At 70.4% G+C, this 13,005-nt stretch carries 15 protein-coding genes; 8 read left to right on the forward strand and 7 right to left on the reverse strand.

All coding sequences use genetic code 11. The features are described 5' to 3' along the window. Nucleotides 1-79: 79 nt before the first annotated feature. The 4 genes from OG707_RS06130 to OG707_RS06145 all read left to right on the forward strand — a co-directional run bounded on the left by OG707_RS06130 (nucleotide 80) and on the right by OG707_RS06145 (nucleotide 3,885). A complete protein-coding gene (locus OG707_RS06130) occupies nucleotides 80-844 on the forward strand; it encodes a hypothetical protein (RefSeq protein WP_329115172.1) in 765 nt (254 codons plus the stop codon). Further along, a complete protein-coding gene (locus OG707_RS06135) occupies nucleotides 841-2,643 on the forward strand; it encodes a M4 family metallopeptidase (RefSeq protein WP_329115174.1) in 1,803 nt (600 codons plus the stop codon). Before OG707_RS06130 ends, OG707_RS06135 begins: the two co-directional genes overlap by 4 nt. A gap of 59 nt (nucleotides 2,644-2,702) precedes the next feature. Further along, the gene (locus OG707_RS06140; protein ID WP_329115176.1) at nucleotides 2,703-3,239 is read left to right on the forward strand and encodes a YbhB/YbcL family Raf kinase inhibitor-like protein; all 537 of its coding nucleotides are present in this window, start codon (nucleotides 2,703-2,705) and stop codon (nucleotides 3,237-3,239) included. 142 nt (nucleotides 3,240-3,381) lie between these two features. Then, complete coding sequence (locus tag OG707_RS06145) at nucleotides 3,382-3,885, forward strand: HNH endonuclease (RefSeq protein ID WP_329115177.1); 504 nt, start codon at nucleotides 3,382-3,384, stop codon at nucleotides 3,883-3,885. Nucleotides 3,886-3,951: 66 nt separating this feature from the next. Here the strand turns inward: OG707_RS06145 and OG707_RS06150 are convergent, their stop codons facing one another. The 3 genes from OG707_RS06150 to OG707_RS06160 all read right to left on the reverse strand — a co-directional run bounded on the left by OG707_RS06150 (nucleotide 3,952) and on the right by OG707_RS06160 (nucleotide 6,253). Then, nucleotides 3,952-4,878 (reverse strand): SPFH domain-containing protein, encoded by a 927-nt coding sequence (locus tag OG707_RS06150; RefSeq protein WP_329115179.1) that lies wholly within the window; start codon nucleotides 4,876-4,878, stop codon nucleotides 3,952-3,954. Between the two features lie 86 nt (nucleotides 4,879-4,964). Then, on the reverse strand, nucleotides 4,965-5,393 hold the full coding sequence (locus tag OG707_RS06155; protein ID WP_443071271.1) for an NfeD family protein: 429 nt from the start codon (nucleotides 5,391-5,393) through the stop codon (nucleotides 4,965-4,967). A gap of 62 nt (nucleotides 5,394-5,455) precedes the next feature. Further along, nucleotides 5,456-6,253 carry an ABC transporter ATP-binding protein gene (locus tag OG707_RS06160; RefSeq protein ID WP_329115181.1) on the reverse strand — a complete coding sequence of 266 codons (798 nt, stop codon included), beginning with the start codon at nucleotides 6,251-6,253 and terminating at the stop codon, nucleotides 5,456-5,458. A 109-nt stretch (nucleotides 6,254-6,362) separates the two neighbouring features. Here OG707_RS06160 and OG707_RS06165 point away from each other — a divergent pair, with 109 nt between their 5' ends. Beyond that, on the forward strand, nucleotides 6,363-7,148 hold the full coding sequence (locus tag OG707_RS06165) for a hypothetical protein (protein ID WP_329115183.1): 786 nt from the start codon (nucleotides 6,363-6,365) through the stop codon (nucleotides 7,146-7,148). A 66-nt stretch (nucleotides 7,149-7,214) separates the two neighbouring features. Here OG707_RS06165 and OG707_RS06170 read toward each other — a convergent pair whose 3' ends face one another. From OG707_RS06170 to OG707_RS06185, 4 genes are all read right to left on the reverse strand, one after another. After that, nucleotides 7,215-7,454, reverse strand: coding sequence for a chaplin (locus OG707_RS06170; protein WP_329115185.1), 240 nt, complete (start codon nucleotides 7,452-7,454; stop codon nucleotides 7,215-7,217). 218 nt (nucleotides 7,455-7,672) lie between these two features. Continuing rightward, nucleotides 7,673-7,921, reverse strand: coding sequence for a chaplin (locus OG707_RS06175; protein WP_329115187.1), 249 nt, complete (start codon nucleotides 7,919-7,921; stop codon nucleotides 7,673-7,675). Between the two features lie 148 nt (nucleotides 7,922-8,069). Next, entirely contained in the window at nucleotides 8,070-8,714 is a 645-nt protein-coding gene (locus OG707_RS06180) for a response regulator transcription factor (protein ID WP_329115189.1), read from the reverse strand. Continuing rightward, nucleotides 8,707-9,852, reverse strand: coding sequence for a GAF domain-containing sensor histidine kinase (locus OG707_RS06185; RefSeq protein WP_329115191.1), 1,146 nt, complete (start codon nucleotides 9,850-9,852; stop codon nucleotides 8,707-8,709). The genes OG707_RS06180 and OG707_RS06185 overlap by 8 nt, the downstream gene beginning before the upstream one ends. 170 nt (nucleotides 9,853-10,022) lie before the next feature. Between OG707_RS06185 and OG707_RS06190 the strand changes: the two genes are divergently transcribed. From OG707_RS06190 to OG707_RS06200, 3 genes are all read left to right on the forward strand, one after another. Continuing rightward, nucleotides 10,023-10,721 (forward strand): SDR family NAD(P)-dependent oxidoreductase, encoded by a 699-nt coding sequence (locus tag OG707_RS06190; protein ID WP_329115193.1) that lies wholly within the window; start codon nucleotides 10,023-10,025, stop codon nucleotides 10,719-10,721. A gap of 151 nt (nucleotides 10,722-10,872) precedes the next feature. Further along, a complete protein-coding gene (locus tag OG707_RS06195) occupies nucleotides 10,873-11,958 on the forward strand; it encodes an S-adenosylmethionine:tRNA ribosyltransferase-isomerase (protein ID WP_329115195.1) in 1,086 nt (361 codons plus the stop codon). 263 nt (nucleotides 11,959-12,221) lie between these two features. Continuing rightward, the gene (locus tag OG707_RS06200; RefSeq protein ID WP_329115197.1) at nucleotides 12,222-12,977 is read left to right on the forward strand and encodes a transglycosylase SLT domain-containing protein; all 756 of its coding nucleotides are present in this window, start codon (nucleotides 12,222-12,224) and stop codon (nucleotides 12,975-12,977) included. The last annotated feature ends 28 nt before the right edge of the window (nucleotides 12,978-13,005 follow it).

Genomic DNA, 13,005 nt, shown 5'->3' on the forward strand with positions numbered 1-13,005 from the left:
GGGGCTCGCCTGCCGGTAATGGGCGGGTAACGGCCTCCTTCTACGGTCCCGCCACACGACCGTAGAAGGAGGCCGTTCCATGACCCGTCTCAGACGGCATGTGCTCGGTGGCGCCCTGGCCACCGCACTCGCGATACCCCTGGCCCTCTCCCCCGGCGCGGCCCATGCGGACGACCCGGTGCCGGGTCCCGATGTGGTGGCCGGTTCGCTCTCCTTCACGCGAACTCCCGTGTACGCGGCGGGAGTCGGCGGCGGGGACCCGGGGGCCACGCCGGTGGAGCGGGCCCGCGCCCACCTCGCCCGCCACGACGACGTGTACCGCACCGCCGGCCTCGAGCTGGACTCCGCCGGGACCGCCAGGGCCGGGGACACCGCCACGGTGCGCTTCACCCAGCGCCGCCACGGGGTGCCTGTGCTGGGCTCCGCCTATCTCGTCCATGAGCGGGGCGACCGGGTGACGAGTGCCGCCGGGGACCTGTTCACCGGGCTGACGGTCTCCACCGAACCCGCGTTCACCGAGGAGGCTGCGATCGCACTGCTCCCGTCGGTGGACACCGTGCACTTCCGGGAGGGCACCGAGAAGGTCGCCGGGCACGGGCTGGTCGTCGTACCGTCCGCAGCGGGCGGGGCACTCGCGTACCACCTGACGGTGACCGGGACGACCGCCGACGGCGGTCCCGGCAGGCGCGAGGTGTATCTCGACGCGCACCACGGTGTGGTCGTCGTCGGGTACGACAACCTCCAGGCGGACGGGCCGGCCACCGGCAGCGGTGTCGACCAGCACGGCGCGAGCCGGCCGACACCCCGCTCGCCGCGTCGACGGGCACCTTGTTCGACGGGGTGAACACCACGTCCGGGGCCATCGACGCGCACTGGGGTGCGGGGCAGGTCTACGACTTCTACAAGAGTCTGGGGCGTGACGGACTCGACGGGAAGGGCGGCTCGATGACCTCGGTCGTCGACGTCGTCTACGGCGGGAAGGCGTACGACAACGCCTTCTGGGACGGCACCAAGATGGTCTACGGGCGGGCGTCCAACGGCCGTTCCTTCGCCTCGGACCTGGATGTCGTCGGCCATGAGATGACGCACGGCGTCACCCAGCACACGGCGGGGCTCCTGTACGTCAACCAGTCGGGCGCCATCAACGAGGCGATGTCCGACTACCTGGGCAACGCCATCGACGTGACCGCCTCCGGCACGGCGATGTCCGATCCGGACGCCGGACTGCTCGGCGAGGACCTCTGCCCGGACAAGGTGCCGCGCGACTGCGCGCTGCGCGACATGAACGACGGGCGCCGTGCGGACCGCGACTTCGTCTCTGCCCCGATCGACGTGGACAGCGGCGGTGTCCACCTCAACTCGACGATCTTCTCCGGTGCGCTCTGGGACGTCCGCGAGCACATCGACCCCGCGCTGGCCGACCGGATCGCGTACACCGCGCTCACCCAGTACTTCACTCCGTTCACCGACTTCTACAGCGGCCGGCTCGCGGTGCTCGACGCGGCGCGTGCGCTGGGTGCGGACGGGAAGCAGCTGAGGGCGGTACGGAAGGCCTTCGACGCCCACGGCATCGTGAAGGGCTGGGAGAAGCGGCAACCGCACGACGCGGACGTACTGCTCGACGACATCCTCCCGGCGTCCGCCCCTGACGTGTCCGGGAACCACTGGGTGGCGAGTACCGAGAACTGGTACTCGGGCGCACCGGAGATCCACGTCGGCTACGTGAACGACAAGGGCGGCGACCGGTCCCGGGTGATCTCCGAGCCGGCCACCGGATCGGCCACGGAGAACGGCGTCATCGGCAACACGGCGCCGCGGATCAGCGGCGGCACGGTGGTGTGGACGCGGCTGACGCGCGTCAATCCGTACTGGGTCAACGCCGATGTGGTGAAGGCGAAGTTCGACGGTACGGGTCCTGTCACCGACCTGGAGCCGGGCGGGGGCATGCAGGGCTCGCCCGACATCGACGGCGACACGATCGTGTGGACGGGCGATGTGCCGGACGGCGGCACGTACGACCACAGCGACCTGTTCATGAAGAAGGGCGACCAGGACTGGGTCAACCTCACCCCGGACTCGAAGGTGGAGGCGCACGCGCCCCGGGTCTCCGACGGGCTGATCGCCTTCGTGCACGCCGACCGCAACAACGGGTACCGGCTCGACGTGGGGGCGTACCGCCCGGCGACCGGCGAGTTGACGGTGCTGAAGGCGGGCACCGGGCCGGACGGCGACGCCCAGTACCCCACGGCGGTCGACACCAACGGACACGACGTGGTCTGGGCCGAGTCGCTGTACGACTATCCGACGCAGCTCCACGCGGCCTCGGCGGACGGCAGCCACGACCGGGTGCTGGTCCCTGCGGGGACTGCGCGGACCCCGTACTCGCCCTCGATCACCGTCAATGCGGACTATCTCGTCTACAGCGACTACCGCGGCTACTACACCGACGACTACACACAGGAGCGGGCCTTCCCGAACCTGTGGATGATGCCGCTGTCGGGGAGCCCGGCGACCCCGGTGAGCTGCGACGCGGGCGGTCAGGAGGCGCCGGTGCTCGGTACCGGGCGGCGGGTGCTCTGGATCGACTCGACGTTCGGGAACACCGGTCTGGTGACGCGGGAGGCTCGCCGTACGCACTGCTGAGGGGTGGCCTAGGGTCGGAGTGACGCGTTTCAACGATCTGCAGATCAGGAGGTGCCGAGGTGGCCGAGCTCAAGAGGGCGCCGCTCCCGCACGACTTCCACCCGCCGGTTCCGTCGTTCACCGTGGTGAGCGAGGACGTCGTACCGGGTGCGGAGCTCAAGGACGCTCAGGTGTACGCGGCCGGGAACACTTCGCCGCAGCTGCGGTGGGAGGGCTTCCCCGCGGAGACGAGGAGCTTCGCCGTGACGTGCTACGACCCGGACGCGCCCACGGGCAGCGGGTTCTGGCACTGGTCGGTCGTCGACATTCCGGCCTCGGTCACCGAGCTGCCCGCGGGCGCCGGCAGCGGCGCGTATCCGGGGTTGCCGGACGTCGCCATTCAGGCCCGTAACGACTACGGGTCGAAGGACTTCGGAGGTGCCGCGCCGCCCGCCGGGGAGACGCACCGCTATGTCTTCACCGTCTATGCGGTGGACACCGAGAAGCTCGGGACCGACGGTGACACGTCGCCTGCGGCCGTGGGGTTCAACCTGCGTTTCCACACCATTGCGCGAGCTCAGCTCATCGCCGAGTACACGGCTCCTGCCGGGAGTTGAGCGTCCCGCGATTGTTTGCCCTGCCCCGGTCTTGGAGAGATCAGGGCAGGGCCTTTTTTATTACGTTGTCCATTGTGGCGCGCCCGGCCAGAGTTGATCCCAGTCCACCAGGGGGTGGGCCGGCGCTACGGAGGTGGGCACGATGCGGGACACGCTGGTACTGAACGCGAGCTTCGAGCCGCTGTCGACGGTGACTCTCAACCGTGCGGTGGTGCTGGTGCTGCAGGACAAGGCCGTCGTCGAGCAGGCCCATCCCGGACTGCGCATGCGTGGTGCCGCGGTCGACATTCCGGTGCCGCGGGTGATCAGGCTCTGCCGGTACGTACGGGTGCCGTTCCGAAGACACGCCCCGTGGTCGAGGCGGGGGGTCCTGATACGGGACCAACACCGGTGCGCGTACTGCGGGAGGCGGGCGAGCACCGTGGACCATGTCGTGCCGAGGGCGCAGGGCGGTCAGGACACCTGGCTGAACACGGTGGCGTCGTGCGCCGAGGACAATCACCGCAAGGCGGCCCGGACTCCGGAGCAGGCGGGGATGCCGCTGCTGCGGAAGCCGTTCGTACCGACGCCTGCCGATGCGATGCTGCTCGCGCTCGGTGCCGGCGAGCGCAACGCGCTGCCGGACTGGCTGCCGCAGACCGCGTGAGTGCGCATGTACGCAGTGAAAGGGCCCGCCCCCGTTGTCGGGGGCGGGCCCTTTCACTGTCGTCCGTCAGTCGGTCGGCGGGGTCTTGTTCTCCTTGCCCGTGTCGAAGCCGGGCACTCCCCCTGCCACGTTCCCGAAGGCGCCGCTGAGACCCTTGAGTGCGTCGCCGATCTCGCTGGGCACGATCCAGAGCTTGTTGGCGTCGCCCTCGGCGATCTTCGGGAGCATCTGGAGGTACTGGTACGCGAGGAGCTTCTGGTCCGCGTCGCCCGCGTGGATCGACTCGAAGACCGTACGGATGGCCTGGGCCTCACCCTCGGCGCGCAGCGCTGCGGCCTTGGCGTCACCCTCGGCGCGCAGGATCGAGGACTGCTTCTCGCCCTCGGCGCGCAGGATCTCCGACTGCCGTACGCCTTCGGCCTGGAGGATCGCGGCGCGCTTGTCGCGGTCGGCGCGCATCTGCTTCTCCATCGAGTCCTGGATGGAGGTCGGCGGTTCGATCGCCTTGAGCTCGACGCGGTTGACGCGGATGCCCCACTTGCCGGTGGCCTCGTCGAGGACTCCGCGCAGCGCCGCGTTGATCTCCTCGCGGGAGGTCAGGGTCCGCTCGAGGTCCATGCCGCCGATGATGTTGCGGAGGGTGGTGACGGTGAGCTGCTCGATCGCCTGGATGTAGCTGGCGACTTCGTACGTCGCGGCGCGCGCGTCGGTCACCTGGTAGTAGATGACGGTGTCGATGTTGACGACCAGGTTGTCCTGGGTGATCACCGGCTGGGGCGGGAACGGGACGACCTGCTCACGGAGGTCGATGCGGTTGCGGATCGAGTCGATGAACGGGACGACGATGTTCAGGCCCGCGTTGAGCGTGCGGGTGTAGCGGCCGAAGCGCTCCACGATGGCGGCGCTGGCCTGCGGGATGACCTGAATCGTCTTGACCAGGGCGATGAAGACCAGCACCACCAGAATGATCAGGACGATGATGACGGATGGCATCGTGCTCCCGTGCCCTTCGATTGCCGGCGGATCTCGGTGATCGAGTTTCGCAGACCGGGGTCTGCCGTGTGGGACGTTTGGCGAGGTCACATGACGATGGCGGTGGCCCCCTCGATCTCGACGACGTCGACCTGCTGGCCCTCGTCGAAGGTCTGGCCCGCGTCGAGCGAGCGGGCGGACCAGATCTCGCCGGCCAGTTTGATCCGGCCTCCGCGGCCGTCGACCCGTTCGAGTACGACGGCCTGGCGCCCCTTGAGCGCGTCTATCCCGGTGGCCAGCTGGGGCCGCTGGGCGCGGTGTCTGTTGGCGATCGGCCGTACGACCGCGATGAGCGCCACGGAGACGATCACGAAGACGAGGAACTGGCTGACGATGCCCCCGCCGAGCCCTGCCACGCCCGCGGCGGCGCCCGCTCCGACGGCCAGCATCGCGAATTCGGGCATCGCCGTCACCACGAGCGGGATTCCCAGCCCGACGGCGACGATCAGCCACCACACCCACGCCTCGATGTTCACAAGGCCAATGGTAGGTCCGGGACCGCTCCCCGGACAGGGCGCGAGAGGGCCGGCCGAGCGGGTCAGCCGAGCGGGAGGCCCTGGGCCGACCAGCGGTTGCCGCGCATCTCGACGACGAGAGGGAGGCCGAAGCAGAGGGAGAGGTTGCGCGAGGTCAGTTCGGTCTCCATGGGGCCCGCGGCGAGCACCTTGCCCTGGCGGATCATCAGGACGTGGGTGAAGCCGGGGGCGATCTCCTCGACATGGTGCGTGACCATGACCATCGAGGGGGCGTACGGGTCCTGGGCGAGGCGGCCGAGACGGCGGACCAGGTCCTCGCGGCCGCCGAGGTCGAGGCCCGCGGCGGGCTCGTCCAGGAGCAGCAGCTCGGGGTCGGTCATCATGGCGCGGGCGATCAGCGTGCGCTTGCGCTCACCCTCGGAGAGGGTGCCGAACTTGCGGTCCAGGTACTCGGTCATGCCGAGGCGGTCGAGGAAGGCGCGGGCGCGCTGCTCGTCGACCTCGTCGTAGTTCTCGTGCCAGGTGGCGGTCATGCCGTACGCGGCGGTGAGCACCGTCTGCAGAACGGTCTGGCGCTTGGGCATCTTCTCGGCCATCGCCGCGCCGGCCATGCCGATGCGGGGGCGCAGTTCGAAGACGTCGGTGCCCGGCTTGCCCAGCTTCTCGCCGAGGATCGAAGCGGTGCCCGAGGTGGGGAAGAGGTAGCTGGAGGCGATGTTCAGGAGGGTGGTCTTGCCCGCGCCGTTGGGGCCGAGGATGACCCAGCGCTCGCCTTCCTTCACCGCCCAGGAGACGTCGTCCACCAGAGCACGTCCGTCGCGGACCACCGATACGTCCAGCAGCTCCAGTACATCGCTCATGAGCGCGTTGTCTCCCCATGCAGTCTCGGTTCGCGCGTGCGCCTGCGTGCGCAGCTCCCAGGGAAAACCTACGCCACCGGTGAAGTGGTCCAGTCCCTAGGCTGTCCCCATGCTCTCGGAACCACGCTCAGGACGGCTGGCCGCATGGGGAAATGCCCTTTTGGCCGGGAATGTTTCACCCGATGATGCGGCACTCGCGATCGTCGGGGGTGATGCGGTGCACAGGGTCGCCGGACTGCCCGGCGAGTCGGGCCCGGTCGGACTCACGCTGGCGCTCGGCCGGCTGCGCACGCTCGGGGTGACCGGATACCGTGTCGCGCTGCCCGCGCCGGGGCATCCGCTGGGGCTCAGCGGCCCGCCGGAGTTCAATGCGCGGGCGCTGGAGGCCGAGGAGGGCGTGGTCGGCTTCGGGGCTCCGTACGGACTCGTACCGGAGATATACGAGGCCGGGACCGCGGGCGATCTGCATGTGGAGGTGGTCTGGCACTGTCTGGCGGTGCGCGAGGCGCCGCCCGCGGACGTGCCGTCGCTGGGCGAGGCGGAGCGGGAGCTCGCGGAGGCGCTGCGGGATGCGACGGCGCTGCTCTCCCGGCTGGACGTGGCCGGGTCGGGTCCGGTCGCCGCGGCCGCGATCGACGCCTACCGGGCGCGGGTGGAGGGGTCCGGCGGGGAGGTGCTCGCTCCGGGGTATCCGCCGCGTGCGGTACGGGTGTTGGAGCTGGCGCAGCGGGTGGGGCTGCTGGTCTCGGTGGCGTACGAGAGCGGTCACGGCGGTGCGGTGAGCGCCTCGGAGATGGCGGCCCGCGGTGAGGCGCTGCGGCCGGTGGAGCGGGTGGCGCGGCGGGCCCAGGTGGCGGCGTTCAACGCGTTCGTGGAGGAGCGGGAGCGGGGCTGAGGCTCCCTGGGGAACGGGAGAGCCCCGCGGACCGGATGGTCCGCGGGGCTCTTGTCATGCGTGGTGTCAGCGGTTCTCGCCGGCGTTGTGGAACGTCGGGTTCAGACCACCGATGGCCGTGACGGTGTTGCCAATGGCGTTGACCGGCACGTGGACGGGGACCTGAGCCTGGTTGCCCGAGGCGACACCCGGGGAGAGCTCGGCCTTGCCGTCAGCCTTGGCGTCGGCGAGCGCGGCGCCCGCGGAGGCACCGGCGGCGATACCGGCAACGGCGAGGACCAGGGCGGCCTTCTTGGCGATGTTCATGGGAAGTGTTCCTCCTGCTGATTTACGTTTCGACCCCAGCCGCGGGGTCGCACGCTGGAAAACGCTTGGGCCGTCCGGATGACACGGGGCGAGTGCACGATGCGCCCATTTGGAGCAATCAAGGTCAGACCCGGAAAACCGGACCGGCCCCCAGGCATGCCTGGGGGCCGGTGGTCACTGTGCGGCGCGAGCGCCGTTCAGCTGTTGATTCCGCTGGGTCAGCGGTTGACGCCGTCGTTCCCGAAGGTCGGGTTGAGGGCGCCGATCACGTTGACGGTGTTGCCCACGGCGTTCACCGGGACGTGCACGGGAGCCTGAACAAGGTTGCCCGCGACGACGCCCGGGGACTTGACGGCCTTGCCGTTGGCGTGGGCGCCACCGTCGGTGGCGGAGGCGACACCGGCACCCGCGGCGACGACGCCACCGGCGATGAGGGCGATGGCGGTGGCCTTCTTCATGCTGTTCACTTCAGGATCCTCCTAGCAATCGCTGCGGCCAGCCGCCGCAGCACGCCATGGAGAACGGCCGTACCCCGATCTGGATGCGCCGGACGGGCGACATACACCCGACGGTATGAATCTCGGACCGGAGGACGACAGTCCGCTCTGCGGCGTTTCAGCCGGTCACACCGTGTCGCACCGCCCAGAGGGCCGCTTGGGTGCGGTCCGCGAGATCGAGCTTCATCAGAATGTTCGACACATGGGTCTTGACCGTCTTCTCGGAGAGAACGAGAGCGCGGGCGATCTCACGGTTGGAGCGGCCGTCGGCGATCAGGCCGAGGACCTGGCGCTCGCGCTCGGTGAGTGTGGTGCCCCTCCCCTGGCCGCTGCCGTGCTCGTCCTGCGAGAGGAGCGCGCCCGCCACCTCCGGCTGGAGCAGGACGTGGCCCGCGTGCACGGAGCGGATGGCGCCGGCGAGAGCCTCGGGGTCGACGTCCTTGTACACGTAACCCGACGCACCCGCGCGCAGGGCGGGGACCACCGTGCGCTTCTCGGTGAAGCTGGTGACCACCAACACCTTGGCGGGGTTGGCCAGTTCGCGGAGTTTCCGCAGGGCCTCGATGCCGTCCATGCCGGGCATCTTGACGTCCATCAGGACGACGTCGGGGCGCAGCTCCTCGGCGCGGGCGACGCCCTCGGCGCCGTCGGACGCCTCGCCGACCACCTCGATGTCGTCCTGGATCTCCAGGAAGGTACGCAGGCCGCGGCGGACCACCTGGTGGTCGTCGACCAGGAGTACGCGGATCACCTTGTCAGCCACCGGGGACCTCCATCTCGATTGTCGTTCCCTTGCCGGGCGCGGACTCCACGGTCAGCTGCCCGCCGACGCCGCTCGCCCGGTCGCGCATCGAGACCAGGCCCAGGTGCCTTCCCGCGCGGCGGACGGTGCTGGGCTCGAAGCCGGCGCCGTCGTCGGTGACGCGCAGGACGGTGCCCCGGCCGCACTGGTCGAGTACGACGTCGACGTGTTCCGCGCCGGAGTGGCGCAGGGCGTTGTGCAGGGCCTCCTGGGCGACCCGGAGCAGCGCTTCCTCCTGGGCCGCGGGCAGGGCCCGTACCTGACAGCAGTCGAAGGTGACGTGCGCCGAGTGGGCGCGGTCCAGGACCTGGATCTGGGTGCGCAGGGTGGCGGCCAGGCCGTCCTCGTCGAGGCCTGCGGGGCGCAACTCGACCACGGCGGCGCGCAGTTCGTCGGCTGCCTCCGCCGCGAGGGCCGCCACCTGGTGGAGCTCCTCCTTGGCGCGGGCCGGGTCGCGGTCCACGAGGGTGGCCGCGGCCTGGGCGGTGAGGCGGAGCGAGAAGAGCTTCTGGCTGACCGCGTCGTGGAGCTCGTGGGCCAGGCGGGAACGTTCCTCCGCGATGGTCAGCTCGCGGCTGCGCTCGTAGAGGCGGGCGTTGGTGAGGGCGATCGCGGCGTGCTGGGCGAGGATCGTCAGGAGCTCCTCGTCGTCGGCGGTGAAGCCGCAGGTGTCCGTGGGCTTGGGGCACCTCTTGTTGGCGAGGAAGAGTGCGCCGATCACCTCGTCGCCGTCGCGGATCGGCAGTCCCAGGAAGTCGGACATGTCGGGGTGCGCGGAGGGCCAGCCCTCGAAGCGGGGGTCCTTGCGCACGTCGGCCAGCCGCTCGGTCTTCGCCTCGCGCAGCATCGCGGCGAGGATGCCGTGCTGACGGGGCAGCGGGCCGATCGCCTTCCACTGGGCGTCGCTGACGCCGTCGACCACGAACTGGGCGAAGCCGCCGTGGTCGTCGGGGACGCCGAGAGCCGCGTACTCGGCGTCCAGGAGTTCGCGGGCCGAGGCGACGATCGTCTTGAGGACGTCGCGCACCTCCAGATGCCGGCTCATGGCGAGCAGCGCGGTGGACACCGCGGACAGGCCTGATCGTGGGACGTGGGACATGGGCACACCGTACCGGCGGGTGTGGAACGTACGGATCAGGCTGTGGGCGGCAGTTGATTAGTCCGCAGGGACTAGGTCGATGGGGGGTGCGGTGGTGCGGCTCGCGGCCGACGCGGGGGGCCGGGGTCCGTTCCTACGTTGGAGGCACACAGCGAAGAGGGGACCGTGTCATGTCGGTAGCGATCATCACCGGAGCTTCGAAGGGGCTGGGGCGCGCGCTCGCGGCGGGGCTCGCGGAGCGGGGCTGGGACCTGGTGCTCGACGCCAGGACGGCCGGCGTACTGGAGGAGACCGCGCGGGAGCTGGGGAAGTACGGCTCGCGGGTGGTGGCGGTGGCCGGGGACGTCACGGACGCCGCACACCGGGCGGAGCTGGTGGCCGCGGCCCGGGAGCTCGGGGGGCTGGACCTGCTGGTGAGCAATGCGAGTGCGCTGGGTGCGGAGCCGCTGGTACGGCTGGAGTCACTGGGCCTGGACGGGCTGCGGGCGGCGCTGGAGACGAATGTGGTGGCCGCGCTCGGTCTCGTACAGGAGTCGCTGGAGCTGTTGCGTGCGGGTGACACCGGCACGGTGATCGCGGTGAGCTCGGACGCGGCGGCCGAGGCGTACGAGACCTGGGGCGGCTACGGGGCGTCGAAGGCGGCCCTGGACCACCTGGCGGCGGTGCTGGCGGTGGAGGAGCCGGGGCTGCGGGTGTGGGCGGTGGACCCGGGGGACATGGGGACGGACCTGTACGCGGCGGCGGTGCCGGGGGACGAGGAGGGGCGGCCGGATCCGGGGAGCGTGGTGCCGGGGTTCCTGCGGCTGCTGGACGAGCGGCCTGTCAGTGGGCGCTACTCCGCCCCTGCGCTGCTGGAGGAGGGGCGATGAGCGCGTTGAACACGCATGGAGAGCGACGGTCGGCGGACGGAGTCCGGCGCAGCCGTCCCGAAGCCTGCGGAGCAGTGCGAGGGCGGCGTCCAAAAGGGGTGCGGCCTGCGAGTGGGCGCTACTCCGCCCCCGCGCTGCTGGGGGCTGGGCGATGAGCGCGCCGGTGGCCCTGAGGGTGCCTGAGGAGTTGTTGGCTTCCGTGCCTGCCGAGGAGCGGGGGGACGGGCGGGACGACGTACGGCTGATGGTGTCCCGGGGGAATGCCGTCTCGCACCATTCCTTTCGGGAGCTGCCCGTGCAGCTGCGGGCCGGGGACGTGCTCGTCGTCAATACGTCGCAGACCTTGCCGGCAGCGGTGGACGGGCGAGTAGGGGACTCCCGGGTGGTCGTGCACTTCTCCACCCGGGGCGACGACGGGCGGTGGGTCGTCGAGCTGCGGCATCCACTGGCCGGCGGGAGCACACGGCGGCGGCACGGAGGGCCCGCCGGGGCCGTGGTGCGGCTGCCGGGGGGTGTGCGGCTCGTGCTGGAGCGGCCGTTGCGGGACGGGGAGGACCGGCTCTGGTGGGCCCGGCCCTCCGTGTCCGACGTCGTGGACGTACTGCGGCGGCACGGGCGGCCCATCCGTTACCCGTACACACTGCGCGACCAGCCGCTCGCCGCGCATCAGACCGTCTTCGCGCTGCCCTCCCCCGACGGGGCCGGGTCCGCGGAGATGCCGAGTGCCGCGCGGCCCTTCACCGCGGGGCTCGTGGCGGAGCTGGTGAGCCGGGGCGTGCAGTTCGCGCCGATCACGCTGCACACCGGTGTCGCGTCGACGGAGGCGCACGAGACGCCGTATCCGGAGCGGTTCGAGGTGTCGGCGGCGACCGCCCGGCTGGTGAACGCCGCCCGTGCGGGCGGCGGGCGCATCGTGGCGGTGGGGACGACGGCCGTCCGCGCGCTGGAGACCGCCACGGGACCCGACGGGGTGGTGCGCGCGCTCTCCGGGTGGACGGATCTTGTCGTCACGCCGGAGCGCGGGGTGCGCGCCGTGGACGGGCTGCTGACCGGGCTGCACGAGCCGGAGGCCTCGCATCTGCTGATGCTCGAGGCGATCGCCGGGAGCGAGGCGCTGAGCCGCAGTTACGCGGAAGCGCTCCGGGAGCTCTACCTCTGGCATGAGTTCGGGGACGTCCATCTCATCCTTCCGAATGAGGATGATTACGCTCCGGATTGCATCAGCAACTATTGGTGAGCTTGTTACACGTTCGATGTGAGCCCGCGCATAGGACGCACGTCACTTACGAACTCCCCTAGTGGACGCATAAGTGCTGTGTGAGCCGGGCATGCGCGGGCACGGGCCCGTTCTCGCACTCCCCTCATCCACTAAGCAGGATCGTACGTCACACCTTTGCCACAGGTTTTTGCGGCCGCTAACAATGGCTCCCGTCGCCGCCCAAGGGCGCATCGCCGTCCCCGGCATGAGCGACTCCAGCTATTCGAAGAGGTACGTCTGCAATGACCGAGACCAGCACCCCGGGCCACAGTCGTCTGACCAAGACCCACAAGTACTCGATCGCCGGTGTGGCCGCCGTTGGCGCCGCCGCCCTCGCCTTCTCCCTTGTGCCCGGAAACGCCTCCGCGGAGTCCTCGAAGACGCTCGACGCCTCGACCGCCGCGTTCGCGACGCAGACCAAGATCCAGGCCGCCAGCGTTCAGCAGCAGCAGGAGAACGCCGAGAAGGCCGCCAAGGAGGCCAAGGCGAAGGCCGACGCCGCCGCCAAGGCCAAGGCCGCCGCCAAGGCGAAGGCCGACGCGAAGGCCAAGTCCGACGCCGCCGCCAAGGCCAAGGCGGACGCCGATGCGAAGGCCAAGGCCGACGCTGCCGCCGCCGCGAAGAAGCGCGAGGCCGAGGCCGCCGCGAGCCGCGCCGCCGCCCGTCAGCCCGTCTACGCGAACAACCTGGACGGCTGGATCAACCACGCGCTGGCCATCATGAAGGAGAAGGGCATCCCCGGCTCCTACGACGGTCTGTACCGCAACATCATCCGCGAGTCGGGCGGCAACCCGAGCGCGATCAACAACTACGACATCAACGCCCAGAACGGCACCCCGTCGATCGGTCTGCTCCAGGTCATCCAGCCGACCTTCGACACGTACCACGTCGCGGGCACCGCGAACGACCTGTACGACCCGGTCGCCAACATCGTCGCCGCCGCCAACTACGCGGCCGCCACGTACGGTTCGATCGACAACGTCAACGGCGCCTACTGAGCAGCCGGCAGACACCACGACGCCGAAG

It is taken from the genome of Streptomyces sp. NBC_01465 (assembly GCF_036227325.1).
In the GTDB taxonomy this organism is placed as follows: Bacteria; Actinomycetota; Actinomycetes; order Streptomycetales; family Streptomycetaceae; genus Streptomyces.

What these genes read in the sequence shown, in the direction of transcription:
- OG707_RS06130 (WP_329115172.1), top strand. Translation starts at nt 80, where the DNA reads ATGACCCGTCTCAGACGGCATGTGCTCGGTGGCGCCCTGGCCACCGCA.
- OG707_RS06145 (WP_329115177.1), top strand. Translation starts at nt 3,382, where the DNA reads ATGCGGGACACGCTGGTACTGAACGCGAGCTTCGAGCCGCTGTCGACG.
- OG707_RS06150 (WP_329115179.1), bottom strand. Translation starts at nt 4,878, where the DNA reads ATGCCATCCGTCATCATCGTCCTGATCATTCTGGTGGTGCTGGTCTTC.
- OG707_RS06165 (WP_329115183.1), top strand. Translation starts at nt 6,363, where the DNA reads ATGCTCTCGGAACCACGCTCAGGACGGCTGGCCGCATGGGGAAATGCC.
- OG707_RS06190 (WP_329115193.1), top strand. Translation starts at nt 10,023, where the DNA reads ATGTCGGTAGCGATCATCACCGGAGCTTCGAAGGGGCTGGGGCGCGCG.
- OG707_RS06185 (WP_329115191.1), bottom strand. Translation starts at nt 9,852, where the DNA reads ATGTCCCACGTCCCACGATCAGGCCTGTCCGCGGTGTCCACCGCGCTG.
- OG707_RS06200 (WP_329115197.1), top strand. Translation starts at nt 12,222, where the DNA reads ATGACCGAGACCAGCACCCCGGGCCACAGTCGTCTGACCAAGACCCAC.
- OG707_RS06170 (WP_329115185.1), bottom strand. Translation starts at nt 7,454, where the DNA reads ATGAACATCGCCAAGAAGGCCGCCCTGGTCCTCGCCGTTGCCGGTATC.
- OG707_RS06195 (WP_329115195.1), top strand. Translation starts at nt 10,873, where the DNA reads ATGAGCGCGCCGGTGGCCCTGAGGGTGCCTGAGGAGTTGTTGGCTTCC.
- OG707_RS06160 (WP_329115181.1), bottom strand. Translation starts at nt 6,253, where the DNA reads ATGAGCGATGTACTGGAGCTGCTGGACGTATCGGTGGTCCGCGACGGA.